Genomic DNA, 23,301 nt, shown 5'->3' with positions numbered 1-23,301 from the left:
GACCTCACTTCCTGAGATGATTGGTGACACGCGTCTCGAGCGCCCGGCCAAGATATGAGATCGCCTCGACGAAAACCCAGAAGAAGATGGCAAGGGCGAAAGTCGCTTCGACAAATGCGAAGGTTTCAGCCGACATGGTTTGCACCTCGAAAAGCAGTTCCGGTACGGTCACCACCGACAGAAGCACGGTCTCCTTGGTCAGGATGATGGCGAAATTGGTCAATGCCGGCAGGGTGGAAACCAGCAGGATGGGGATCATGATCCGTCTTACTATCGTAATCTCCTTAAACCCCATCGCACGCGCGGCCTCGACCTGCCCCGGCGGCACGGATTGGAAACCCGCGCGGAATATTTCCGCAAAATAGGGGCTTCCGTATATCACGAGACCCGTCAGCCCCGCCTCCAGGCTGCCAAGACGAATCCCCAGATGAGGGCCGCCATAGTAGAGCAGGAAAAGCTGAACGAGAAACGGGGTTCCCCGGATGACTTCGATATAGGCCTGCAGAACGGCACGAAGCGGGCGATTGCCGTAACGCTGTAGAAGGGCAATGAGAAAACCCAACGCAACCCCACCAATCGTACCGATGATCCAGCACAGCACTGTCATGCCAAAGCCCGACAGCAGCGCTGGGCCATATTGCAAGAAAAGCCCCAACTCCATCAGACGGCGCTCCTTCTCTCGAGATAACGCCCAAGCAGCGCCAGGCAGAGATTGATGGAGAGATAGACCACCGCAGCCATCGTGAAAATTTCCAGCGGCCGGTAAGTCGCAGAAGCCAAAGCCTGGCTTGTACGCGTCAATTCCGTGATACCTACAAGCGAAACCAGCGAGGATGCCTTAACAAGCAGGATGAGTTCGTTGACCAGCGAAGGCAGCGAGATGCGAACCGCCTGCGGGAGCAGAATTCGCGTCCAGATGCGATGTGGCGCGAAGCCCAGCGTAACGGCAGCTTCGAGCTGTCCCGGAGGGATCGCGTTGATCGCACCACGCAAATATTCGGCGACATAGGCTGCCGAGCAAAGCCCCACAGTGCCGACCGCAGCAACCATTGGGGGAACATTCAATCCGATCACGGGCAGCAGATAATAAAACAGCAGAAGCTGAACCAGAAGCGGCACGCCCCTGAAAAAACTGATGTAAACCGCGCTTGCAACCCGGACCGGCTTCAACGGCGACAGGCGTGCAGCGCAAACGAGAGCGCCCAGCGCAAGTCCGATCCCCACGCCCAGCACCGAAACCATGAAGGTAAGGCGCGCGGCCCAGAGAAGTTGCGGAAGATTGTCGTGGATGACCTGAAAGGAAAACACCATTCGCCCTCTGAGAGAACGGGCAGCTTCAAGCCGCCCGTTGCCCTGAACCGCTATTATTGCACAGTCGGCATTTCTTTCGGCAATTCGACGGTTTCACCGAACCACTTCTTCTGGATCGTGGCGAGACGGCCATCCTCTTGCAGCTTCACGAGGATCGAGTTGATTTCAGCGACCAGCTTTTCGCTCTCGGGCCCCTTGCGTGCAGCCCATGCGTAATAGGATTTTTCGCCGAAGGGCGGATTGACCGTGGAGAAAATTTCAGGCCGCTGGGTTGCCGCATAGGCGCCAAGCGGCGCGCCGTTGGCAACAACGTCGAGGCGTCCGGCAGCGAGGTCGGCATAAGCCTCTTCGGTTGAGGCGTATTCCTTGATCGTCACGTTGTCGAGTTTCGATGCAAATGCTTTCAGCGCGTCGAGTTCCGCCGACCCCTTCTGAGCCGCTGCCGTTTTACCAGCAATATCCTCCGGCTTCGAAATACTGTCGTCGTCCGTTCGTTTTACCAGCCCCATGGTCGCATCCGCTATCGGCAGGGTGAAGGTATAGCGCTCCATCCGTTCCTTGGTAATCGTGACGGGTGCATTGGTCATGTCGAATTTACCGACTTCCAGCCCCGGCAGGATCGAGGTCCACGGCAGGTCCTGATATTCGGGCTTCACGCCCAGCTCGGCAGTGACGATATCTGCAAGGTCCCGGCAATAACCCTGATACTCGCCATTCACCAGCATGTCGAAGGGGGGATAGAGCATCTCGGTGGCGAAATGAATGGAGCCATTCGACTTGATATCGGCAAGTTGATCGGCCTGAGCTACCGACAGGCTGAGTGTAGCGCTGGCCAAGCAGAAGCCTGCGACCTTCAGAAAGGATGAAAAGGACATGTGACTCTCCTTGTTGGCAGGGCAGAAATTCCGATCGCCTCGCACGCCCCGAACCGCGAAGCAGACCTCCCCTAGAATCCGTAGCCTTCGTTGTATCGATTTTTTTGCAAAACGGACAATTTTTATGACGTCGACAATGACGCAGTTCCTTAGCCCCAAAACTTGCCCGGCGCATCCAGCAAAACATATCGACCGCCGATGTCGTATACCATGTCGCGCAGGCCGAGATTGCCAACAATCAGTTTAGCGGTTGAAGCGCTCCCCATGATCGCCGTGGCACTCAATCGGGCCGGTCAGGAGGCAATCGGCCCGATGTTTTCTGCACTCACGATCTCAGGAAACGATCCGCAATATCGTAGAGAAACTGCGGCAGTACAGTAAAAGCGTAAGGAGCGTAAACCCGTTCCAGCCGCTGGTGATATTCACGGCCCCACGGGCCGATATTGACCACCGGATAGGACAGTGCTTTCGGATTGGCGCAATCGATGAATTGAGCGGCGGGGGTGTTGGCTGCAATCACTTCACTATCCATTGCGTCCGGCACATGACCGAAGAAGCTCATATCGGAAATTCCGGCGAAAATCTCACGATACCGGATCGTGGTATCGAAACGACGCTCTGCATCCAGCCGCGCTGTTTCCAGAGCTTCCGCAAAGCGACTTTCCTCGTCCGTTTCAGTCGCCATATGCACATGCGGATAGACCAGGCTACCGAAGCCGATAATCACCGTCGGGCCGGTGATGCGGGCTTCGGCAACCATGCGGTCGACCAGTTCGCGCGTGATGAGAAGCGGATTATCGCTGGCGGAAAGTTCCGTCTCCAGTGCCGCAATCCGCTCAAGCGCCGCGTTACCGCCTACCTTCCGGACCTCTTCACACAGTTCGGCGGTCGTCAGAATCCGTCCCTTGTGATTGGTGTCGTTCCTGTTGCCGGTAAGCTTGGCAAAACGGTCGGCCTCGACATTGAAATGGTTTATTGCTCGATCGAGCGCGTCGGTTGCAACTGCCTTGAACCGCTGGAACAGAGCATCCGGCGATATGGAGTGCGTCAGCCAGTTGAAAGCGATCCAGGTACGTTCCGGCGTCGTCACCTCGTAACCGCCCCGGAAATCCCGCGCTTCAAGGCAGATCGGCGGCGGCGAAACATCGCCTTCCCCCGTATCGCACAAGGCAGCATTGGCTTCCACGGCGCGCATGATTTCCGATGCGATGAGATGCGCGCTGACACCTTCGAATGGATAGCTTGCATGGGATGGCTGCCCCACCACAAAGGCGAAGGGAAGCTGCTTGCCAATAGTGCCCCGATAGATAGCGCGACCTTCCGCACCGTCGCCCTGGTCGCTCGTTGCATCCAGATTGATACCGGCAACGATATCGAGCCCCCAGCGTTCGGCAAGTTCCGGCAATGCATCGCGCAGGCTGCGCATTCCTCGCGAACCGCGTTCCTCGTCCGGCGTCGCAAAGAGGATAAGATTTCCTTCGCGATCCGGCTGCTGCGAGAAATATTCCAGCGTCGCGATACCGGCAGCGACACCGCTTTTCATATCGAGCATACCGCGTCCGGGAATATAATTCCCGCTCTGGAAATCAGCGAGCGCCTTTTCCTCATTCGGAGCAAGAGGACGGCTCGTAAGATCGGCCAGAAGAGCTTCGAGCAACCCGTCAGGCTCGAAAGCAAGATGTTTCAGATCGCGATAATTGGCAGTTTCGACCACATCGAAATGGCCCGCGAGCGCCAGTGCCCGCCGCCCAGTACCGCGAACGACCGCAATGACATTCTTTGTCATCGGCGAACCGTGGCTGTCGATGACGGCAATATCGTCAGGATTTTTCTGGAAATAGGGAATCTCGCGCAGAAGTTCTACAAGTTTCGGACCGAACGACGCTTCGTCGGGAGTTCCAGTCTCACTCGCCCATCGTACCATGCGATAGGAGAGTTCTCGCACCCGCGCTGTCGGGTTCCATTCATTATGGGATGTCACGGTCTTTCCTCACTCAATAGCTCCCCGCTTCCACGCCCCGAGGGAGACACAGACGGGATTTCAGGTTTGTTCTGGCGACAATTACTGATTGAGATGTTTTCTCAGAAACGCTCTCGTTCTTTCATTTTCGGGATTGCTGAAGATCACTTCCGGTTTGCCTTCCTCAACCACGACGCCCTTGTCCATGAAGAGCACCTTGTCGGAAACTTCTGCTGCAAAACGCATTTCGTGGGTGACGATCAGCATGGTCATGTGTTCCTGCGCTAGCTGCTTCATGACCTGATTGACCTCCTCGACCAGTTCCGGGTCGAGCGCCGAGGTGGCTTCATCGAACAGCATGACTTTCGGCTGCATGGCGAGCGCGCGGGCGATTGCCACGCGCTGCTTCTGTCCTCCCGACAGGCGTGACGGATACATGGCGGCCTTATCGGCAAGCCCTACCTTGTTGAGAAGCGAAACCGCCAGTTCCTGCGCTTCCTGCTTGCTCCATCCCTTCAGCTTGATTGGACCGAGCGTTATATTCTCCATCACGGTGAGATGCGGAAACAGATTGAAGTGCTGGAAAACCATACCCATCTGCTGACGCACCGCGTTGATGTGGCGCTCGAAGGCGCGACCGGTCAAAGGCTGGTTGACCTGCACGCCGTCGAGCAGGATCTGGCCGGAATTCACATTCTCCAGATGATTGATCGAGCGCGGAAGCGTGCTCTTGCCGGAGCCGGAAGGACCGATGATGGCAATGATTTGTCCGCGTTCAACCGACAAATCTATGCCTTTGAGAACTTCAAGCGCGCCAAAAGCCTTGTGGACGTCGCGCACTTCCACCATGGGTTTGCTGTTGCTCATCGGTACGCCTCGACTTTCTTTTCCATCCAGTGCAACCCGGCTTCCAGGATGAGATTGAGTAGGTAGAAGATCACTGCGGCAGTGATGTAAAATTCAAAGGGGCTATATGTTTCGCTGATCGCCTGCTGCGAGGCGTGCACCAGTTCGGTGATGCCGATTACCGACACGAGTGCGGTGTCTTTCAGGAGGGCGATCAGATTGTTGCCTACCTGTGGCAGAGCATTGCGGACCGCTTGCGGCACGATGATATAGCGCAGCGTCTGACCGCTGCCGAAGCCCAGAGAACGGGCACCTTCGTTCTGTCCCGGATCGACGGTCAGGATCGCGGTGCGGAAGAGATCGGAATTATAGACCGCAAAATGCAGGCCAAGCCCGACGATTCCCGTCCATACGGCAGGAATGTTGATGCCGATCTGCGAGAGGCCATAATAGAGCAGGAACAGTTGCAAAAGCAGCGGCGTGCCCATGAACAGCCAGATGAAGAAGCGGACAGGATAGCGAACCAGCCAGTGCCCGTAGAGCACAAGCAAAGCGAAAGCGATGCCGCCGAAGAAACTGACGATGGACGAGGACACCGCGATGATGAGCGTCCACCAGATGCCGGTCATCAGGAGTTCGGTATAGGGCGGAACGATAGAGAAATCGAGTTGCATGGGGTCTCCGCCTATTTGAGCGCGTAGCGGGCTTCGAGAAAATCCACGAAGCGTGCAACGACATAGATAAGCACCATATAGATCGCCGCAGCGACGCCGAAGATTTCAAAGGGCTTGTAGGTCGAACCGATGAAGCGCTGGGCCGTATAGGTAAGCTCCACCACCGATATTGCCGAGACGAGGGCCGAGCCCTTGACCAGCATGACCGTATTGACGCCGAGCGAGCGGATCATAAGGCGGGCGGCTTGCGGCAGCACCACGAAACGCATCGACTGGCTGCCGCTGAAGCCGATGGAACGGGCCGCCTCGTTCTGGCCTGTATCGACCGTCAGGATCGCTCCACGCATGGCTTCCGCATAATAGGCACCGATGTTCAGACCCAGGCCGATAGCGCCAGCCGCGAACGGTTCCAGATTGATGCCGATCTGCGGCCCGCCAAAATAGAGAACAAAGAGCTGAAGGAGGCACGGCGTGCCGCGAAACACGCTGACATAAGCCGTTCCAACAAAGCGCAGCGGCCAGAAACGTGACAGTTTCGCGGCAGTGGCAAGCGCGCCGACCGTCAGGCCAATCAGAATGGCCAGAGCCGAAATCTCGACTGTAACCAGAGCGGCCTCCAGGAAATACGGGAGGACTTCCGCCATCAAAGAGAAATTCATTGTCTCCCCTTCCCTGTCTGGAGAACCAAGCCGGAAAGATAAGCCGCCGGGACATTCGTTTGCGCAATTATCCCGGCATGGGGTTGCAGGCGATTAGCGGATGTCGCGGCCGATCCACTTCATGGAGATTTTCTCGTAGGTGCCATCAGCTTTCATATCGTCCAGCGCCTTGTTGATCGCCGCCTTCAATTCGGAATTACCCTTGCGCAAAGCGATCCCGACATTGTCGGTGCCCTGAAGTTCAGGCGTGTCGAGCTGGCGAACCTTTTCGCCACTTTCCTTGATGGCGATCAGGATCGGAATGTCATCCGAAGCGATAGCGTCCACGCGCCCCGAACGCAGTTCGAGCAGCAGTTCAGGGATGCCCTTATAGGTGCGCACGGTCCAGCCACCCTGCTCACGCGCCCACTTGTCGCTGGTTTCGCCGAGCGTAACGGCAATGGTCTTGCCCTGCTTCAACTCGTCCATGGACTTGATAGGCGAAGCTTCCGCTACGAAGATCCCCCGACCGCCGCGGTAGTAAGGGCCTGCGAAATCCACCGCCTTTTCCCGCTCCGGCGTAATGCTCATGCTCCCGACCACAACATCGAACTTGCCTGCGCGCAATCCCGCAATGATGCCATCGAATGCTGTGGTTACGACGACGGGCTTCACATCGATCCGCCTGGCGATCTCGGTGCCTATATCGACATCGAAACCGACGACCTTGTTCTCGCCATCGACAAAGCTGAACGGTGGGAACACGCCGCTCATACCGATGCGAAGTTCACCACTCTGCTTGACCTTTTCAAGGTCATCCGCATGTGCGGGAGCAAGCAGCATCAGCGCGCCGATACCAGCAGCCATGAGGGAAGACAGAAGAGCTTTCATTTCATTTTCTCCTAAAACGCATCCCGAAAAAGATGCGCAGTTCAAAAACTGATGTCTGAAACGCGGACAACCGGATCGAAACGCACACCAGATGCTCGCATCGCAATCACAGGTCGCATCCGTTCCGAGCGCTCGAGCGGGCGCATCTTTCCGGGTCGCCGGTCCTTGCCGACGGCAGAAAAATTCTCGGGAAAATCATATTCGGAACGGAAAAGATTACCGCACCCCGGTTTGCCAGGCGCAGGAGAAGAGAACGCTCCATCAGTCCACCTCCGAAAATCCCCTTGCCGGTTGCTTCTTTGCTTATCCGGCTTGTTTGTTTCCAGACACGCTAACGGAGCGATGGATCAACGAAAACGCCATATACGTATAGAAATCCGCAACAATCTGCTATAAACGCAATAAGATTGACGAAATCGGCAAGAATGACAATCTATCGATGGATGATCTGGACCAGCGATTAATCTCGGAGTTGCGTATCAATGCGCGCGCCTCCATCCCGACGCTCGCAAGCATCCTCGGTGTCGCGCGGGGAACCGTGCAAAGCCGTATGGAGCGCCTGATCGCATCCGGCGTGATCGCAGGCTTTACCGTCCGGCTGAAAGATCATGGTTCCACCGACATGATCCGCGGCATCATGATGGTCGAACTGACCGGACGGAACATCAAAAGCGTGATCGCGACCTTGCGTAAAAATCCCGGCTTTTCCGCCGTGAACACCACCAACGGAACATGGGACCTGATCGCTGAAATCGAGGTTCCCAATATGAACGAATTTCATCGGCTGGTAACCGGTATCCGCGCCATGGACGGGATCGCGAAGTCCGAGACGCATATTTTCCTCGGACCCGCGTGAACGAGAATTCGGCTAGCCGGCAGCTTCCCTCCGATAGCCGAATTGCATGATAGCGTCAGGTGCGGCGACGTCCGGCAGAACCCGCCCATCGTCCACCGGTGACCCCAGTTGTGTCGTCATTGGAATGACACCCGCCCAGATCGGCAAGGCATAATCGGCATCGTCATCTTTCGGCGGGCCGGAGCGGACTTTCGCCGAAGCTTCATTCAGTTCCATCTCCAGAAGCATGGTCGCCTTGAGTTCCTTGGCCATCATGGGGCGCAACCCTTCCCATCGTCCGGGGAAAAGCCCGTTCACGAAACTGCGCAAATGGTGTTCCTTGGCCGCCACGTCCTTCACCTTGCGTGCCGTGCCGAACGCCATCACCGAACGATAGTTGCATGAATGATGAAATGCTGACCGCGCAAGGACCAGGCCATCGAGCAGCGTGAAGCTCACACAAACCTCCGCCTCGTCGCAGCTTTCCAGCATCCGGCTTGCTGACGACCCGTGCCAGTAAATGAAATTGCCTTCTCGCCAGACGAGCGTGGGCGTGACATAAGGCATCCCACGGAAGATATAAGCGACATGCGCCAGGGGTTGAGCGTCGATGATTGCGTGAACCGTCGCCGCGTCATAGGCAGCGCGTTCATGCAGCCGTTTTACGCGGGTTCGTTCGGAAGGGGCTGTCGTCATGGCCGAAAATTCTCCTTTATTTCCAGCCAGACTGCGCAGATATTGGCCTTAAGAAAATAGCCACTTTAAACGAATAACGCCATGCCACTTTCCAGCGCATTTCCAGAACTCGGCATCGATCGTTTTAGCGATGCGCCCCTCGGCGCTCAGCTTGTCGAGCAGATCAGGCAGGCGGTATTGACCGGTCGTTTGAAGCCCAATGTCAAACTTCCATCCACCAGAACCCTGGCGCTGGAGCTTGGGTTATCCCGGGCGACCGTGCTGGCTGCATTCGAACAATTGATCGCGGAAGGTTATCTCGAAGGGCGGCATGGTTCCGGCACAAGGGTCGCGGCGGAACTTCCCGACACCAGCCTGACCGTTGGCGAACCGCTTCCACGCGGTATATCGGCGCCTGCGCACCAGCCACAACAGGAACCAAAACCGTTTCAGCTCGGCATATTCGACAGCGATCATTTTCCGCATGACGCATGGGGGAAACTGCTCGGCCGTATCTGGCGGCGCCCGCCCCCGTATCTCCTGAACAGCGACGATCCGTTTGGCTTTTATCCCTTGCGATCGGCACTTGCATGTCATCTCCACGAATGGCGCGGCATGGTCGCATCGCCGGAACAGATCGTCATCACCAGCGGTAGTGCGGATACCTTTTCCCTTATAAGGGAAGCCCTGTTCCTTCCGGGCGACCGACTCTGGATGGAAGAGCCGGGTTATCCTCCTGCCCGGAAGATTCTTGGCGTCAATGGTCTGGATATTGTTCCGATCCCTGTTGACGGCAGCGGTCTCGATGTTTCAGCCGGGCGGGAGAACGCCGCGTCTGCTCGCGGGGCATTCGTTACGCCTGCACGGCACCACCCTACGGGCGTGACAATGACGCTGGGACGTCGGCTCGAACTCATAGCCTGGGCAAAGGAGCACAACGCCGTCATTCTCGAAGACGACTATGACAGCGAGCATCGCTATGTGGGACGGCCATTGCCATCGCTGATGTCGCTCGCCCCTGATCGGATTCTCTATATGGGAAGCTTTTCCAAGGTCTTCTCGCCGCTTTTGAGACTGAGCTTCCTGATCGTGCCGCTGCGCTTGACCGACCGGTTCCGAACACTGCGCCAGACCTTGCTGCCCGCTCCTTCACTTCTGGCTCAGCCGGCACTTGCAAGCTTTATCGAAACCGGAGCCTTCGCACAGCATATCAGACGGATGCGCCGCATCCATGCCCAGCGGCGGCGCAAGCTTATCGCCGCCCTCACTCCGGGGGAACCGGATCTCTTTCGGATCGAAGCACCACCTGCCGGGCTATCGCTGCTGCTGGCGCTCCCCCCTGGACAAAATGATGTACTCGTTGCGGCCAGTCTCGCCAAGGCTGGCATCGAGACACAGCCACTTTCTTCATTATATACAAAACTGAAGCCACGTCAGGGACTTATCCTCGGTTTCTCAGGCTTCGAAGAAGACACGCTGGAATGTTCTGCAACAGCGCTGATAAAAATTCTCGAACGATCGAATTAACAGTCCTTCGTTAGTGATTTCGTAAACTTTGGATTCAGCATTTGCCGGTAAGGTTTGCTTAGCAATCAGCTCGGGACGAGCGTTGCAGCCCATTTGTTTTGCGTTACGGGTGCCCATGCGTTCTTCGGTCGTATCAGCCATTGCCTTAGTCTGCACCGCTTTGACGGGTTGTACGTCGAGTTCCGGCATCGACAGCATCATGCTTCAGCCGAAAACGTCAGCGGAAACCACGAGTTCCGTCGTGCGTCCCGTGCCGCCAGCACCGCTGAGCGAAATGGCAGCTGCTTCCCAGCCGATACCCGCCCCTCGTCAGGAAGAAGTTCTGGCATGGACTGGACCGATTCCCGATGCAGGCCCGTTCAAGGCAGAACCTCCAGCCTCCATCGCGCCACAACCTCAGGAGCGACCGCAGGCGCGTATTTCAGTTCCCAAACCGGAAATCGCCGCCTATCCGTCCGTGCGGCTTGCACCGCGGAAGCGCTCGAAAGTTTACAGCCACCGTTTCCGTGATGCGAAACCCGTCAATTTCGGGCGGGCATCGCCGAAAAAGCTCGCCGTCCATGGTGTGGACGTGTCGCGCTGGCAGGGAGACATCGATTGGGTTAAACTGCGAACCCAAGGGGCAAACTTTGCTTATATCAAGGCTACTGATGGCGGCGACCATCTAGACCCCATGTTCCGCAAGAACTGGCGTGCGGCAAAAGCTGCTGGCATCAAGCGCGGTGCGTATCACTTTTTCTACTGGTGCCGCGTCGCAAGCCAGCAGGCCGACTGGTTCATCCGCAACATTCCAAAGGAAGCGGACGCCTTGCCTCCCGTCATCGACGTGGAGTGGAACGGAGATTCGTCCTGCAAACGGCGACCGTCACCAGCACAGGTGCGTGAAAAGATGCAGGTCTTCATGGACAAGCTCGAGCGCCATTACGGCAAGCGGCCGATCATCTATACTGCGCCCGACTTCTATGAAGATAATCTTAAAGGGGCCTTCACCAACTATCCGTTCTGGCTGCGTGCCGTCGCCCAGCATCCATCGAAGGTCTATCCGGGCCGTCCGTGGACCTTCTGGCAATATTCGGGGTCAGGCCTGTCTCAAGGTGTGAATGGCAGGATCGACCTCAACGTCTTCCACGGCTCCGAAGAAAACTGGCACAAGTGGCTGGCACGCGCCGCCAGCTAGCCACCACAGGCTTGCCCGACGCACCTGTTCAACAGGGACTTACGCGCCGCTTTTTTCGTTCTTCTTCTTGTCTTGATCGTAGTGCCACTTGATGGCGAAGAACCCGCAAATGCCCAACACCAGAAGCTTGAACACTATGAAGGCGATAGGAATCCATTCCATCTTTTGAAATTTCCATGCTGCTATCAATTGCGAAGGGTGATATCTTAAAACTGCCGCAGCAGCATCTCAATTTTTGGTGTGATGGCAAGGTTCCTGACGCACCAAGCCAAATATTGAAGCGCCGCAATCCAATCTGTCCGCTTCTTGAGGCTCTAAGCGAGAAAACAGCATCAACGCCGCTGCCCGCCAACTTTGCATGGCTAGGAAATCCCCTCCAGAAATCCTAAAGTCTAATGAAGAACATGCGATGCAATCAACCCGACTGTGGCAGCATTAATAACTAATATAACAAATATTGCTCCGATAAGCCAATATTTAAAGTCTTGTCGCATTTCGCGAATTTCATTCTTTATATCATACGCCTCCGTCTTAACAGCAGTCAGTACGGCTGTTTCTGTTTTCTTAGAAGAAGAGGTCATTTTGACTTACCTATTACACCTACCATGAATGGACTATCAATCGCCTATACAGATTTGACAGCTTTACATAATATTGCAGCGGCTAATACTGATTTTTTATCGCAATAGGTAGAGCCATTTCAGCACAACAGCTATGCGCTTTCGTGAATTTGAGAACGTCAATTTTGCAGCCGTGACAGCCGAAGAGCAGCTTAATGTCAGCCCAAATCCTTCCGGTTCGATGGCAAGAAGCCGTACGCCATCGTATGCACTTCATGATCGCCATTGGCTTGAGCGATGTTGTTTACGCAGTACTGTTTCATGATTCCTCCCGTCCCAAAACGATGCAATCATGTGGAGAGGATTAATGTATATCAACCACCTTTAAGGGGGAAAGACGATCTTCTGATGCTTCACCTCGACCGCAAATTATGCTTCCATGCCTGCCTATATGGGGGCAGAGCATGGCAGACTTATCAAATCCAGCAGTTCATACACGTCCAAAACGCGTCATCGTCTTTGATACTGAAACAACGGGCATTTTGCCCTATGACCGCATCATTACACTGGGCGCGGTGAAAATCGAAGGTGATCAGCTTCAAAAGCAGTCCCTCTATCTGATTTTCGATCCGCGCAAAGATAGTTCACCACAGGCCGAAGCTGTCCATGGTTTCGACAACTGGATGACGCGCTATCAGGATCTCTTTGTCGATCTTGCTGCACCAATCCGAAAATGGTTTTCCTGGGCCGATGAGATTGCCGCCCATAACGCAGAATTCGACATGCGATACATTCAGCGCGAGTTTCGCAAGGCAGAAGTCGATCAACTCGACCAACCAATATATTGCACGATGGATAGCGCCAGACGCCTATGGAGAGGCAATTCCGCGAAATTAGATCACTGTCTGGCAAGGATCGGGATGTCGCGCGTTGGAAGCCGCCATGGGGCATTGGAGGACGCCTATCTCACAGCTGGCCTGTACTTGCATCAGCAAGGCGTTAAAAAAACCTTCCCGAAAATGAGTTCATGGCATCCTCCCAAAAACCTAAAGCCCCACCCGCCAAAACCGGATGGTGAATTACCGCGGCGTACACCCAAACGAAAGAAGGGCGGCAACATCTAGAGCTTGCGTTTTTAAACTGGCGAGGAATTTTCGTCCCGTGCGCAGCTTTGCAGCCGCGACCGCATTCTGTCGCGCGTAGCCTGCCCCTACCTGGTCAGAAGATTACGCTGCATCAGCTCCACCCTTTCATATAGCGGTATCAAGTGAGCTTCCGTTTTCCAGATATGCGTAAAGTTGCGCACATCCACCAAAACACGAGGAGAGCTCGTTTTACCCTCTTAGACAAGACGGACGGATAAAATCGCTATAACCGTATAGCGAGCGGATAAGGCCACCTTCGGGTCGTAAACCTGTGCCTCAGTGCCTCGTCGGCACCGCTTCAATTGCATTGCGGAATCGAAACACTAAGACCTAATTGTTCATCCAAACAGCGCTTCAAGCGTAGGGAAGGAAAAAGGGAAGAGATTATCGCGAAATCAATTTTCGCTAAACAAGACAACCACTTACAAGAAGTAGATGGCTCCCCGGGCCGGATTCGAACCAGCGACCAACCGGTTAACAGCCGGTTGCTCTACCGCTGAGCTACCGGGGAACAGGTGCTCGTTGTGTCAGCGAGGTGGCGTATAGCAAAAGGTTTCCGCGTTTGCAAAGGGCTAAATTCATTTTTTTGATCTTTTTGCAAAATGCCCCGGAAACCCTATATTCTGTGGGAGCTTTCAATCTGTAAATTACAACACCCGAGCCCAAGAGAAGTCTCAGTGAGCGATGAACCTAACGAATCTGCCGGAAAAAAAACGATTCTGATTCTTGGCCGGCGAATCCCCATGCCTCAATCCGTCACGATGCGGCGCGTGCTCGGCGGTTCATTGGCTGTCGGAGGTTTTCTCGGCTTTCTTCCCGTTCTCGGATTCTGGATGTTGCCGCTCGGCCTCATCGTGCTCTCGCATGATTCCCATCGTGTCCGGCGCTGGCGCCGACGCAGCGAAGTGCACATCTGGAGAAAATGGCTGAAACGCCGCTCTATATCGACCAATTAGCTCCATTTGCCCGCTGGAAGCGTTTCCAGCGTGTTGAGGGCAATCCGCATTAAGAATACCGCTCAGCCCTGAGCTACCTGTCTAATGATCCGCATATCTTCGGCGGCGTAATTCTCCGGGGGTGAGGTTGCGATGTTTTTGAAGCGCGGTGGTCAGGTGGCTTTGGCTCGAGAAACTCAGGCTCGCCGCGACCTCGCCAATTGTCATATCAGTATGGCGCAAACGTCTTTCCGCCTCATCCAAACGCAACGCCATCACATATTGATGGGGCGTCCGCCCGAAACTACGCCGAAAACAGGTGGTAAAATGTCCGGACGAAATCCCAAGCAGTTCAGCCATATCGGGAACTGAAACAGGTTTGGCAAAATTTTCACTCAGATAGACTTCGATTTTACGACAAGCCTGCGCGCTCAACCCCACGTAATCGCGCTGTGGCCGATCATAAGAAGCCCCATGGGACAACAGTCTGGCAAAAGCCGCGAGGAGAGCGTCAAGATAATGCGTATCTGTTTCGGTTTCGCTGTCCACCGCTTCCCGGATTAACCGCCCTACCTGCAGACATTGCTTGTTCAGGAATCTGATTATGCTGTTCTGTTTGTCAGAGGGATCATAAGCGCCATTAACGGTATTTATCTCAATAAGGCCGGATAGAATAGCGACCGCCTTCGGCCAGCAGATGGACAATCTAACGCCTGCCGATACGACAAAAACAGTCCCCGACGAACAACTGGTCTTTCTTTGTTCCCTACCCTTTACAAACCACCTTAGGTTGCGGCAATTTTCCAGAGCGACGATGACAAACGTTGTGTGTGCTTCATAGTCGGCCCAGCCCGGTTGCGTGACCTGATATCTTAACGAACTGGTTCGACTAGCTACTGAACTTTCCTTGTTCGCGTCACTTCCCCGCCCATTTTCACGCAAAAAACGCGTACTTTCCTTCGTAACGGCCCCCATTATCACCTCGACTATCAACCCAAAATCTGGAAATAATGCCCTGCTGGTGACCCTCCATCGCACCAAGACCGAAATCATGGTCCTCAGCCCTTTAGCGCTGCGACAAGAATCTCACAGCCGGGAGAATACATCAATTCTGGCCTATTGCAATTTATACGTGTATTTATTTTAGACGCTTCCATTGGAAGCCGTCTCACGCATCCAAGGATAATGACAATTGCGAACAGGGAATCGCAAAACGGCTCGAATGCGGGAACGACTAAAGCGTGTTGCATTCAATCGTATTCAGGCAACACGCTTTAAGCTTTTGTTTTTACGCATGTCTTTGCCCCAAAACCGGTTCCCACTTTTGGGAGACATGCTTTAGAAAACAAAAACAGCCGACCATATGGATGGCCGGCCGGTTAAGAAACAACGCAATATCAAGACAACGCAAACCGTAAAGGCCGATTGTCTGAAAACCGCTTCACCCTTTTAGGGATGCGTTTTAAAGCGGGCGTGGGTACTGGCGGTAGACTTTCCCGATATCAGACAAAACATCATCCGAAAGCTTGACCTGATATGCTGAAATATCGGTCTTCAACTGGTCGACGGTTGTCGCACCGATGATTGCCGACGTCATGAACGGGCGCGTCAGCGTGAATGCGATAGCCATCTGCGCTATATCGAGATCGTGTTTCTTCGCAACGTCGATATAGGCCCGCACCGCCTTCTCGGAATGAACATTGTTGCGCCAGATTCCGCCCTCGGAAACTGCGGCACGCGAACCGGCGGGCAGCTTTCCATCCAGATATTTTCCCGTCAAAACACCTGCCGCGAGCGTCGAATAAGCAAGCAGGCCAACGTCTTCGCAAAGCGCCAGTTCCGCCAGATCGAAATCGAATTGGCGTTGTAGCAGCCCATACTCATTTTGAATTGAAGCGACGCGCGGCAGGCTGTGCTGCTCCGCGAGGCGAAGCCATTGCATTGTTCCCCAGGCCGTTTCGTTGGAAAGACCGATATGCCTGATCTTGCCGTCCTGAACCATGTCTTCAAGCCCGAGCAGAACGTCATGCATCTGCTGAACTTCCGCCTTTCCATCGGTATTCGATGGATCGAAACTCCAGCCTTGGCCAAAATGATAATGCGCCCTCATCGGCCAATGAATCTGATAGAGATCAATATAGTCCGTCTGAAGCCGTTTCAGGCTACCTTCAACCGCCTCGCGAACACTCGCTCGGCTTGGCTTGGCGCCTCCACGAATCCATTCCTGTCTGCCGCCGCCAGCAATCTTGCTCGCAAGCACAACCTTGTCGCGCTTTCCCGACTGCTTGAACCAATTGCCGATATAGGTTTCCGTTTTGCCGTAGCTTTCCGGGCTCATCGGAATCGCATAACCCTCGGCTGTATCAATGAAATTAATACCCGCATCAAGAGCGATATCGAGCTGTTCATGCGCATCGGCTTCGCTATTCTGTACGCCCCAGGTCATGGTGCCAAGGCAAATTTCGGTGACAGTAAGGCCTGTACGGCCCAAAGGCTTCTTCTTCACAGGGATTTTCCGGATCTGTTATTCGCGAAAGCGCGATTGAGGGTGAGAGCTAATTGATAGTCCCCCTTTGCAGCTCCTGACAAGCCCGTCACAAATATTTAGTTCGAACTATAAAAATCGTTGCGCCGAATAAGGCTTCGGATCGGTGAAGGGCGCTTCCCCCACCAGAAGCTCGGCGAGCAGACGCCCCGAGGCGGGTCCGAGCGTCAAACCGTGATGCGCATGACCGAAATTGAACCATATCCCCTTGTGTTTCGGTGCAGCCCCGATAACGGGACGCATATCTGGCAGGCATGGGCGCAATCCGAGCCAGGGCGTGGCTTCGATGGGGACGCCCAACTGCGGCACAAGCCGACGCGCAATTTTCTCGTCCTTTTTGAGTTGAATGCGGTTTGCGGGCGCGTCTGGTGAAGCAAACTCGATACCGGTCGACAGCCGCACCCCTTGCATCATCGGCGCAAGAACATACCCCGCCTCTTCATCGACCACCGTGTGACCGAGCCTTGAGCCGTCTTTCATGTTGAAATGCAGATGGTGACCACGCTTGATTCCAAGCGGAATCGGATAACCCAGCTTTCTGAGGACCAAGCCCGATTGCGGACCGAGAGCGACCACCACGTCGCGCGCCTCGATCACGCCCTCGTTGGTTGTCACCTGCCAGCCCGCTCCGTTCTGGGTCAAGGTCGCAGCGTCACCATGGACAAAGCCTCCTCCATTCTCGCGAAACAACTCGGCATAAGCTTTGACCAGACCGCCCGGATTTACGACTGTCTTGGGATCGAGCCAGTGAATACCGCCCGCCACTTCTCCAAGCGCTGTCTCGCGCTGCCTCAGTGCGTTTGCATCGAGAATATCATAAGATAGTTCGAAGCGAGCCAGATTGGGCAATCGACGCACAGCGGCATCGAAGGCGGAAGGCGTTCTGAAAACCTCGATCCACCCTTGCGAACGGACAAGCCGCTCGCTACCGGATTGGCCTACCAGCGCATCATGTTCGCGAATACTGGCTTCGATCAGAGGCAGCATCGCAGCCGTAGCAACCTTCAGGCGCTCTGGCGAAGATTCCCGCCAGTAGCGAAACAGCCACCGCGCCATTCTGGGAATATAGAACGGATCATAGCGAACGTCGGAGCGACGATTCATCCCGTAGCGCACAAGCGTCCAGAAGCCTTGCGGAAAAGAATATGGAATGACACTCGAACGTTCGATAAGCCCGGCGTTTCCATAACTCGTTCCGTCCCCCGGTTCGCCCTTGTCGACCAAAGCGACCGAGCGACCCCGTGCCTGTAAATGCAGCGCCGTGGATACACCTACAATACCCGCACCCAGAACGATGACATCTTGCTGCTCAATCGGCATTCTCAACATCCATGGAAAAAGAATAAACGCGCCGATTAGAACCGGCGCGTTGTTGCTTACAGCAAAGAGCTACGATCTTTACAAGCAATCAATAGATATCGAAGTCGAAATATTTCTTCACGATCGTGGCATAGGTTCCATCGTCGCGAATTTTCTTGATCGCCGCGTTGAATTGTTGGCGCAGATCGTCATCGCCCTGGCGCAGCGCAATACCGGTGTCGGTCTGCGTATCTGGAATGTCCCCAATCAGTTTGCAGCAATCAGCGCCATCGCCCTTGATCCAGTCGGAAATCGGGAACTTGTCGGAGACAACGGCGTCCAGACGGCCGTTTTTCAGATCCGCGTTGGCTTCATCGGCCGTTGGGTAAAGCTTAACGTCAGCACCCGCCTTGCCATAGACATCTTCCGCATAGTTGCCCTGCGTCGTCGATCCCTGAGCGCCAATCGTCTTTCCCTTGAACGCTTCAGCATTGAGGGCGGTAATGGGGCTGTCTTTCGGCACTGCGACGGAAAGCGGCGTGGAGTAATATTTATCGGTAAAGGCCACTTCCTTCTTGCGTTCCTCGGTGATGCTCATCGAGGCAACAACCGCATCGAACTTGTTCGATTTCAGCCCCGGGATCATGCCGTCCCAATCATTGGCAACAATCGTGCACTTGGCTTCCATCACCTTGCACAGCGCGTTGGCAATATCGACATCCAGCCCCTGAAGCGAACCGTCGGCGGCGACAAAATTGAAAGGCGGATAAGCGCCTTCTGTCGCAATGCGGATTTCCTTCCATTCCTTGGCCTGCGCCGGCATGGCGGCAATTACAGATGCAACACCTGCAAACAGGATGGCTTTTATCATTGTTCTTCCCCTTACTGCTTTATGGTCGTCATTTTGCGGAAATTCCCGCTAACGGCCGCGCCCCATTTATGCGCTTGCCGTCACTGAAGCACCGGCGTCTCTGACTGCAAGCAGCTTTTAGGGACGCCCGGAGCGAATTTTCGTCACATCAATAGATGTCGAAATCGAAGTATTTCTTGCGAATTGTTTCGTAAGTTCCGTTCTCGCGGATCTTCTTGATGGCGGCATTGAACTGCGCGCGCAGATCGTCGTCACCCTGGCGAAGCGCAACGGCAATCTTCGTTTCCGAACCCGGAATATCGCCGAGGAACTTGCAGCATTCCGCGCCCTGCTTCTTCAGCCAGTCGGCTGCAAGGAACTTGTCGGCCGCAATTGCATCGAGACGCCCACTTTCGAGATCGGCATTGGCTTCGTCGGCCGTCGGATAAAGCTTCACATCGGCTCCGGCCTTGCCGTAGACGTCGTCGGCATAATTGCCCTGGGTGGTGCCGGCCTGTGCGCCCACCGTCTTTCCATCAAATGCGGAGGGATCGAGCGAAGAGATATCCGAATCCTTCGGCACGACGACCGCGAGCGGCGTCGTGTAATAGCGCTCGGAGAATGCAATCTGCTTTTCGCGCTCTTCAGTGATGGCCATCGACGCAATGACAGCATCGAACTTGTTGGCCTGCAAACCCGGAATCATGCCATCCCAGTCATTGGCGACGATCGTGCACTTTGCTTCCATTGCCTCGCAAAGAGCATTGGCGATATCGAGATCGAAGCCTTCGAGCTTGCCGTCCGGAGACATGTAATTGAAGGGGGGATATGCTCCTTCGCTGGCAATGCGAATTTCTTTCCATTCCTTTGCCTGTGCCGGCAATGCGAAAAAGACAGAGGCCAGACCGGCCAGCAAAACTGATTTCAGCATGTGTTTCCTATTCGTTTGGAGCGGCTAACCGGCCGCCGGTTTGGATCGGCAATGCGCCTAAACCCGATCCTGTTCAATTGCGACTTTGGTAGGGCGCCATATCCCTGAACACCAAAACACAAAAGAGACCAGTTGCACGCAAATGCAACAGGTCCCTCCTTCATGCGGTGACGGCTATCAGGCAACCAGACGTGCGCAATGATCTTCCTGTGCGTAGGCCTTGCCGAAGCGGTTCGCAAGGAAAGATTCAAGCGTAATGTCTTCCTGACGAATGAACCCCTGCTGCGGGAGATTGCCCTTGGCAAGCATATCGAGCACCGCACAGATTGCCGAAGCCGTCGTGATCTGGATACCTGAACGAACGATCTTGCCGACCTGAGCGGCATAGACCTTGTTCGCATAGGTTTCCTGAACCAGGCGACCGTTCTTCGTGCCGGAAACGGTTACGAAAATCACCACCACGTCCTGAAGGGTCGTCGGCAGAGCGTTCTCAAAGATATCCTTGAGCACTTCACGGCGGTGACGCAGGCCGAGATCGTTAAGCAGGGCCTTCATCAGTGCAACGTGGCCCGGATAGCGGATGGTGCGATAGTTGAGTGTGCGTACCTTGCCTTCGAGGGTTTCGCAAAGCGTGCCAAGACCGCCAGAAGTGTTGAAGGCTTCGTAGGTCACGCCATCAAGCGAGAACTCCTCACGTTCCTCAAGAGCGGGAACTTCGGTCAATTCGCCGTTCACAATGGCTTCGCACGGCTCGATATATTCGTTGATGACGCCGTCCGTGCTCCAGGTCAGGTTATAGTTCAGAGCATTCGAGGGATATTGTGGAAGGGCACCGACGCGCATGCGAACGCTGTCCAGGGTGTCGAAACGCTTCGCCAGATCGTAAGCGACGATCGAAATAAATCCCGGAGCAAGGCCACACTGTGGAATGAACGCGGTTTTCGCGTCTTTCGCCAGCTCCTTGACGCGGCGGGTACTGGCAACATCTTCGGTCAGGTCGAGATAGTGAACGCCTGCCTTGGCGGCAGCTTCGGCGATACGCGTGGTCAGGTGGAACGGAGCAGCGCTGAGCACGGCAAACTTACCTGCAAGAGCGGCTTCCAGCGCCTTCGCATCTTCAATGTCGAGTGCCTGCGTCTTGACTGTCGCACCCGATTCCAGCGCATCGAGCTGTGTCTGGGAGCGATCAACGACGGTGACGGCATACTCGCCCGTGGAAGCGAGAAGATCGGCAATGGTGGCGCCGATTTTTCCTGCGCCGACAACAACGATCTCTTTCATGTATTTTCCCCTTGGAATGCAATTCGGATATACAAAAATCGCATAGTTTCATGCAAAAAGAAGCATATAAACTGACGATATGACGTTGTTTGTTTGAACAAATTGACGTATTCAATATGCATTATGACGACAGAAGCCGATCTCACACTCATCGCCCTGCTCCGTGAAAACGCGCGTGCCTCGACCGCAGAGCTTGCAAGGCGGCTCGGTGTTTCCCGCACCACGGTTCAAAGCCGGATCGAGAAGCTGGAAAAGCGTGGAGTTATCGAAGGTTACACGGTGCGAATCGCGCCGGAATTCGAGCGTGATCTGGTGCGCGCGCACGTTCTGGTAACGGCACTGCCCAAGCTTGCGTCCAAGGTCGAAACCGCGCTTCGCGGCATTATGGCCGTGCGATCGCTTCATTCGGTGAGCGGGCATTTCGACATGATTGTCGTCGTTGAAGCGCCGTCAATCCAGGAGCTGGATGCCATACTGGATCGCATCGGCGCCCTGGAGGGCGTCGAGCGCACGATGTCGTCCATCATCCTTTCGACGCGGATCGATCGTTAACGACCAAGTGAACCGGCAAGGTCAGCCTATATCAGTTACCGACAAACTCGAACTTGTCGACATCGACCAGACCGCGGTCGGTGATCTTGAGATGCGGGATCACCGGAAGAGCGATAAAGGCCAATTGCAGGAAGGGCTCCTCCAGAACGGAACCCAGCTCCTCGGCTGCATGACGCAGAACGCGCAGTTGGTCGCGGACGGTTTCATAAGATTCCGAACTCATCAAACCCGCTATGGGAAGAGGCATCTCCGCCAACACTTTCCCGTCTCTCACGACGACAAACCCGCCTTCGATTTCGCCAAGCCGGTTCGCAGCCGCTGCGATATCCTCATCGGATGTTCCCACGACACAGATATTGTGGCTGTCGTGACTGACGGTCGAAGCTATCGCTCCGGCCTTCAAACCGAAACCGTGCACGAAGCCGGTCGCTATATTGCCGTTCTTGCCGTGGCGCTCGACAACCGCAATCTTCACGACGTCCTTCTCGAAATCCGGTTCGACGCCGTTCGGCCCGACCTTCAGTTCAAATTCGAGACTTTCGGTAATGATCTTGCCGGGAACGATACCGATAGCACGTGTCTTGCCGCTGTTGGAATGTGACCGGAAGCTGGAGGCGCTGACGCGAGGCGCCTTGACACTGTTGCGTCCGACTGGCGCCACCGTCTTGCGCGTGGAGAACAGTTGATCGGAAACCACCCTGCCCCCGGAAAGAACGATTTCGGCGTGACAATCTTCGAGGCTATCCACCACAACCAGATCGGCCCGCTGACCGGGCGCCACCAGACCACGGTCGAAGAGGCCGAAAGCGCGTGCTGCGGAAACGCTTGCCGCACGATAGATGGCGATAGGCGCGACTCCACCGGCAATCGCCGTGCGGATGAGATAATCCAGATGCCCCTGATCGGCGATATCAAGTGGGTTCCGGTCATCCGTGCACAATGCCAGAAACTGCGCATGACGCTCGGTGATGATGGGCATCAAAGCCTTCAGGTCCTTGGAGACGGACCCCTCTCGCACCAGCACATACATGCCCTTGCGCATTTTCTCCAACGCTTCTTCGGCGCTCGTCGCCTCATGCTCGGTGCGAATGCCTGCCGAAATGTAACCGTTGAGATCAAGACCGCGCAGAAGCGGAGCATGACCGTCGATATGCCGGCCCTGGAACGCCTTCAGCTTTGCCATGCATTCAGGGTCCTTGGAGAGAATGCCGGGAAAATTCATGAACTCGGCGAGACCGATCACCTTCGGGTGCCCGGCAAAGGGCAGCAGGTCATCGATCAGAAGTTCAGCGCCCGCCGTTTCCATATGCGTCGCCGGTACACAACTCGAGAGCTGCACGCGGATATCCATGACGGTTTCCATAGCGCTATCGAGGAAGAATTTTATCCCTTCGACACCCAGAACATTTGCAATCTCGTGCGGATCGCAGATGACTGTCGTAACACCTTGCGGCAATACGCAACGGTCGAATTCATGCGGTGTCACATGCGAGGATTCGATGTGAAGATGCGTATCGATGAATCCCGGCACAATTATCCGCCCGGAAACATCGATTTCCCGCTTCCCCCGATAGCTGCCGAATGTTCCGACAATTCGGTCTTCGCAAATCGCAATATCGCTTTCGACAAGCTCGCCTGTCACGAGGTCGAAGAAACGTCCGCCTTTCAGAACGATGTCGGCCGGCTCACGCCCTGCACCCTGATCGATCATCCGCTCCAGCATCACGTCACCTCATATTCCCGGAATCAATTTCAGAAAACTAACACAATGCAATATGCGGCGGTAAGGTTGCC

At 55.1% G+C, this 23,301-nt stretch carries 25 protein-coding genes and 1 tRNA gene; 7 read left to right on the top strand and 19 right to left on the bottom strand.

Going from position 1 to position 23,301, the window contains the following annotated elements:
• Positions 1 to 4: 4 nt before the first annotated feature.
• From FHS76_RS18535 to FHS76_RS18500, 8 genes are all read right to left on the bottom strand, one after another.
• Positions 5 to 661, bottom strand: a complete 657-nt coding sequence (locus FHS76_RS18535; protein WP_183656346.1) for an amino acid ABC transporter permease — start codon at positions 659 to 661, stop codon at positions 5 to 7.
• Positions 661 to 1,311: an amino acid ABC transporter permease gene (locus tag FHS76_RS18530; RefSeq protein ID WP_183656343.1), complete on the bottom strand. Its 651-nt coding sequence runs from the start codon at positions 1,309 to 1,311 to the stop codon at positions 661 to 663. The genes FHS76_RS18535 and FHS76_RS18530 overlap by 1 nt, the downstream gene beginning before the upstream one ends.
• Before the next feature lie 53 nt (positions 1,312 to 1,364).
• Positions 1,365 to 2,186: a transporter substrate-binding domain-containing protein gene (locus tag FHS76_RS18525; RefSeq protein ID WP_183656341.1), complete on the bottom strand. Its 822-nt coding sequence runs from the start codon at positions 2,184 to 2,186 to the stop codon at positions 1,365 to 1,367.
• Between the two features lie 325 nt (positions 2,187 to 2,511).
• Entirely contained in the window at positions 2,512 to 4,110 is a 1,599-nt protein-coding gene (locus FHS76_RS18520; protein WP_210306172.1) for a M20/M25/M40 family metallo-hydrolase, read from the bottom strand.
• A gap of 138 nt (positions 4,111 to 4,248) precedes the next feature.
• Entirely contained in the window at positions 4,249 to 5,013 is a 765-nt protein-coding gene (locus FHS76_RS18515; RefSeq protein ID WP_328700528.1) for an amino acid ABC transporter ATP-binding protein, read from the bottom strand.
• Positions 5,010 to 5,666 carry an amino acid ABC transporter permease gene (locus FHS76_RS18510; protein ID WP_183656335.1) on the bottom strand — a complete coding sequence of 219 codons (657 nt, stop codon included), beginning with the start codon at positions 5,664 to 5,666 and terminating at the stop codon, positions 5,010 to 5,012. Before FHS76_RS18510 ends, FHS76_RS18515 begins: the two co-directional genes overlap by 4 nt.
• Before the next feature lie 11 nt (positions 5,667 to 5,677).
• On the bottom strand, positions 5,678 to 6,325 hold the full coding sequence (locus FHS76_RS18505; protein ID WP_183656332.1) for an amino acid ABC transporter permease: 648 nt from the start codon (positions 6,323 to 6,325) through the stop codon (positions 5,678 to 5,680).
• Between the two features lie 93 nt (positions 6,326 to 6,418).
• Complete coding sequence (locus FHS76_RS18500; RefSeq protein ID WP_183656329.1) at positions 6,419 to 7,195, bottom strand: transporter substrate-binding domain-containing protein; 777 nt, start codon at positions 7,193 to 7,195, stop codon at positions 6,419 to 6,421.
• Between the two features lie 439 nt (positions 7,196 to 7,634).
• Between FHS76_RS18500 and FHS76_RS18495 the strand changes: the two genes are divergently transcribed.
• A complete protein-coding gene (locus FHS76_RS18495; protein ID WP_183656326.1) occupies positions 7,635 to 8,051 on the top strand; it encodes an Lrp/AsnC family transcriptional regulator in 417 nt (138 codons plus the stop codon).
• A 12-nt stretch (positions 8,052 to 8,063) separates the two neighbouring features.
• On the opposite strand, the gene FHS76_RS18490 is transcribed toward FHS76_RS18495, so the two are convergent.
• Positions 8,064 to 8,726, bottom strand: coding sequence for a pyridoxamine 5'-phosphate oxidase family protein (locus tag FHS76_RS18490; protein ID WP_183656324.1), 663 nt, complete (start codon positions 8,724 to 8,726; stop codon positions 8,064 to 8,066).
• 81 nt (positions 8,727 to 8,807) lie between these two features.
• On the opposite strand from FHS76_RS18490, the gene pdxR reads away from it, so the two are divergent.
• Positions 8,808 to 10,232 carry a MocR-like pyridoxine biosynthesis transcription factor PdxR gene (pdxR, locus tag FHS76_RS18485; RefSeq protein ID WP_183656321.1) on the top strand — a complete coding sequence of 475 codons (1,425 nt, stop codon included), beginning with the start codon at positions 8,808 to 8,810 and terminating at the stop codon, positions 10,230 to 10,232.
• Between the two features lie 115 nt (positions 10,233 to 10,347).
• A complete protein-coding gene (locus FHS76_RS18480) occupies positions 10,348 to 11,409 on the top strand; it encodes a glycoside hydrolase family 25 protein (RefSeq protein WP_183656319.1) in 1,062 nt (353 codons plus the stop codon).
• Between the two features lie 39 nt (positions 11,410 to 11,448).
• Here FHS76_RS18480 and FHS76_RS22745 read toward each other — a convergent pair whose 3' ends face one another.
• Positions 11,449 to 11,571 (bottom strand): hypothetical protein, encoded by a 123-nt coding sequence (locus FHS76_RS22745; protein ID WP_268902778.1) that lies wholly within the window; start codon positions 11,569 to 11,571, stop codon positions 11,449 to 11,451.
• A gap of 14 nt (positions 11,572 to 11,585) precedes the next feature.
• Between FHS76_RS22745 and FHS76_RS18475 the strand changes: the two genes are divergently transcribed.
• Positions 11,586 to 11,798 carry a hypothetical protein gene (locus FHS76_RS18475; protein WP_183656317.1) on the top strand — a complete coding sequence of 71 codons (213 nt, stop codon included), beginning with the start codon at positions 11,586 to 11,588 and terminating at the stop codon, positions 11,796 to 11,798.
• 3 nt (positions 11,799 to 11,801) lie between these two features.
• Here the strand turns inward: FHS76_RS18475 and FHS76_RS18470 are convergent, their stop codons facing one another.
• Positions 11,802 to 11,990, bottom strand: coding sequence for a hypothetical protein (locus FHS76_RS18470; RefSeq protein WP_183656315.1), 189 nt, complete (start codon positions 11,988 to 11,990; stop codon positions 11,802 to 11,804).
• Between the two features lie 443 nt (positions 11,991 to 12,433).
• Between FHS76_RS18470 and FHS76_RS18465 the strand changes: the two genes are divergently transcribed.
• On the top strand, positions 12,434 to 13,093 hold the full coding sequence (locus tag FHS76_RS18465) for a 3'-5' exonuclease (protein ID WP_374828593.1): 660 nt from the start codon (positions 12,434 to 12,436) through the stop codon (positions 13,091 to 13,093).
• A gap of 457 nt (positions 13,094 to 13,550) precedes the next feature.
• Here FHS76_RS18465 and FHS76_RS18460 read toward each other — a convergent pair.
• Positions 13,551 to 13,625, bottom strand: a tRNA-Asn gene (locus tag FHS76_RS18460).
• Between the two features lie 232 nt (positions 13,626 to 13,857).
• Here FHS76_RS18460 and FHS76_RS22630 point away from each other — a divergent pair.
• The gene (locus FHS76_RS22630) at positions 13,858 to 14,070 is read left to right on the top strand and encodes a hypothetical protein (protein ID WP_235992762.1); all 213 of its coding nucleotides are present in this window, start codon (positions 13,858 to 13,860) and stop codon (positions 14,068 to 14,070) included.
• Between the two features lie 81 nt (positions 14,071 to 14,151).
• Here FHS76_RS22630 and FHS76_RS18450 read toward each other — a convergent pair whose 3' ends face one another.
• From FHS76_RS18450 to FHS76_RS18425, 6 genes are all read right to left on the bottom strand, one after another.
• A complete protein-coding gene (locus FHS76_RS18450) occupies positions 14,152 to 15,024 on the bottom strand; it encodes a helix-turn-helix domain-containing protein (protein WP_183656307.1) in 873 nt (290 codons plus the stop codon).
• 487 nt (positions 15,025 to 15,511) lie between these two features.
• On the bottom strand, positions 15,512 to 16,555 hold the full coding sequence (locus tag FHS76_RS18445; RefSeq protein WP_183656306.1) for an aldo/keto reductase: 1,044 nt from the start codon (positions 16,553 to 16,555) through the stop codon (positions 15,512 to 15,514).
• 108 nt (positions 16,556 to 16,663) lie between these two features.
• Positions 16,664 to 17,914 (bottom strand): NAD(P)/FAD-dependent oxidoreductase, encoded by a 1,251-nt coding sequence (locus FHS76_RS18440; RefSeq protein WP_183656304.1) that lies wholly within the window; start codon positions 17,912 to 17,914, stop codon positions 16,664 to 16,666.
• A gap of 88 nt (positions 17,915 to 18,002) precedes the next feature.
• Positions 18,003 to 18,764 (bottom strand): ABC transporter substrate-binding protein, encoded by a 762-nt coding sequence (locus tag FHS76_RS18435; protein WP_183656302.1) that lies wholly within the window; start codon positions 18,762 to 18,764, stop codon positions 18,003 to 18,005.
• 148 nt (positions 18,765 to 18,912) lie between these two features.
• Complete coding sequence (locus tag FHS76_RS18430) at positions 18,913 to 19,674, bottom strand: ABC transporter substrate-binding protein (RefSeq protein ID WP_183656299.1); 762 nt, start codon at positions 19,672 to 19,674, stop codon at positions 18,913 to 18,915.
• A 177-nt stretch (positions 19,675 to 19,851) separates the two neighbouring features.
• Positions 19,852 to 20,955 carry a saccharopine dehydrogenase family protein gene (locus tag FHS76_RS18425; RefSeq protein ID WP_183656296.1) on the bottom strand — a complete coding sequence of 368 codons (1,104 nt, stop codon included), beginning with the start codon at positions 20,953 to 20,955 and terminating at the stop codon, positions 19,852 to 19,854.
• Between the two features lie 123 nt (positions 20,956 to 21,078).
• On the opposite strand from FHS76_RS18425, the gene FHS76_RS18420 reads away from it, so the two are divergent.
• A complete protein-coding gene (locus FHS76_RS18420; protein ID WP_183656294.1) occupies positions 21,079 to 21,507 on the top strand; it encodes an Lrp/AsnC family transcriptional regulator in 429 nt (142 codons plus the stop codon).
• 31 nt (positions 21,508 to 21,538) lie between these two features.
• On the opposite strand, the gene ade is transcribed toward FHS76_RS18420, so the two are convergent.
• The gene (gene ade / locus FHS76_RS18415) at positions 21,539 to 23,230 is read right to left on the bottom strand and encodes an adenine deaminase (RefSeq protein WP_183656292.1); all 1,692 of its coding nucleotides are present in this window, start codon (positions 23,228 to 23,230) and stop codon (positions 21,539 to 21,541) included.
• Positions 23,231 to 23,301: the final 71 nt, after the last annotated feature.

The organism is Brucella daejeonensis, assembly GCF_014199265.1.
Taxonomy (GTDB): domain Bacteria; phylum Pseudomonadota; class Alphaproteobacteria; order Rhizobiales; family Rhizobiaceae; genus Brucella; species Brucella daejeonensis.
This window is presented reverse-complemented; position numbering and strand designations above follow the sequence as displayed.

Coding starts and splice junctions, on each gene's coding strand:
- FHS76_RS18535 (WP_183656346.1), bottom strand. CDS start 661: ATGGAGTTGGGGCTTTTCTTGCAATATGGCCCAGCGCTGCTGTCGGGC.
- FHS76_RS18530 (WP_183656343.1), bottom strand. CDS start 1,311: ATGGTGTTTTCCTTTCAGGTCATCCACGACAATCTTCCGCAACTTCTC.
- FHS76_RS18525 (WP_183656341.1), bottom strand. CDS start 2,186: ATGTCCTTTTCATCCTTTCTGAAGGTCGCAGGCTTCTGCTTGGCCAGC.
- FHS76_RS18520 (WP_210306172.1), bottom strand. CDS start 4,110: ATGGTACGATGGGCGAGTGAGACTGGAACTCCCGACGAAGCGTCGTTC.
- FHS76_RS18515 (WP_328700528.1), bottom strand. CDS start 5,013: ATGAGCAACAGCAAACCCATGGTGGAAGTGCGCGACGTCCACAAGGCT.
- FHS76_RS18510 (WP_183656335.1), bottom strand. CDS start 5,666: ATGCAACTCGATTTCTCTATCGTTCCGCCCTATACCGAACTCCTGATG.
- FHS76_RS18505 (WP_183656332.1), bottom strand. CDS start 6,325: ATGAATTTCTCTTTGATGGCGGAAGTCCTCCCGTATTTCCTGGAGGCC.
- FHS76_RS18500 (WP_183656329.1), bottom strand. CDS start 7,195: ATGAAAGCTCTTCTGTCTTCCCTCATGGCTGCTGGTATCGGCGCGCTG.
- FHS76_RS18495 (WP_183656326.1), top strand. CDS start 7,635: ATGGATGATCTGGACCAGCGATTAATCTCGGAGTTGCGTATCAATGCG.
- FHS76_RS18490 (WP_183656324.1), bottom strand. CDS start 8,726: ATGACGACAGCCCCTTCCGAACGAACCCGCGTAAAACGGCTGCATGAA.
- pdxR (WP_183656321.1), top strand. CDS start 8,808: ATGCCACTTTCCAGCGCATTTCCAGAACTCGGCATCGATCGTTTTAGC.
- FHS76_RS18480 (WP_183656319.1), top strand. CDS start 10,348: ATGCGTTCTTCGGTCGTATCAGCCATTGCCTTAGTCTGCACCGCTTTG.
- FHS76_RS22745 (WP_268902778.1), bottom strand. CDS start 11,571: ATGGAATGGATTCCTATCGCCTTCATAGTGTTCAAGCTTCTGGTGTTG.
- FHS76_RS18475 (WP_183656317.1), top strand. CDS start 11,586: ATGCTGCTATCAATTGCGAAGGGTGATATCTTAAAACTGCCGCAGCAG.
- FHS76_RS18470 (WP_183656315.1), bottom strand. CDS start 11,990: ATGACCTCTTCTTCTAAGAAAACAGAAACAGCCGTACTGACTGCTGTT.
- FHS76_RS18465 (WP_374828593.1), top strand. CDS start 12,434: ATGGCAGACTTATCAAATCCAGCAGTTCATACACGTCCAAAACGCGTC.
- FHS76_RS22630 (WP_235992762.1), top strand. CDS start 13,858: ATGCCTCAATCCGTCACGATGCGGCGCGTGCTCGGCGGTTCATTGGCT.
- FHS76_RS18450 (WP_183656307.1), bottom strand. CDS start 15,024: ATGGGGGCCGTTACGAAGGAAAGTACGCGTTTTTTGCGTGAAAATGGG.
- FHS76_RS18440 (WP_183656304.1), bottom strand. CDS start 17,914: ATGCCGATTGAGCAGCAAGATGTCATCGTTCTGGGTGCGGGTATTGTA.
- FHS76_RS18435 (WP_183656302.1), bottom strand. CDS start 18,764: ATGATAAAAGCCATCCTGTTTGCAGGTGTTGCATCTGTAATTGCCGCC.
- FHS76_RS18430 (WP_183656299.1), bottom strand. CDS start 19,674: ATGCTGAAATCAGTTTTGCTGGCCGGTCTGGCCTCTGTCTTTTTCGCA.
- FHS76_RS18425 (WP_183656296.1), bottom strand. CDS start 20,955: ATGAAAGAGATCGTTGTTGTCGGCGCAGGAAAAATCGGCGCCACCATT.
- FHS76_RS18420 (WP_183656294.1), top strand. CDS start 21,079: ATGACGACAGAAGCCGATCTCACACTCATCGCCCTGCTCCGTGAAAAC.
- ade (WP_183656292.1), bottom strand. CDS start 23,230: ATGCTGGAGCGGATGATCGATCAGGGTGCAGGGCGTGAGCCGGCCGAC.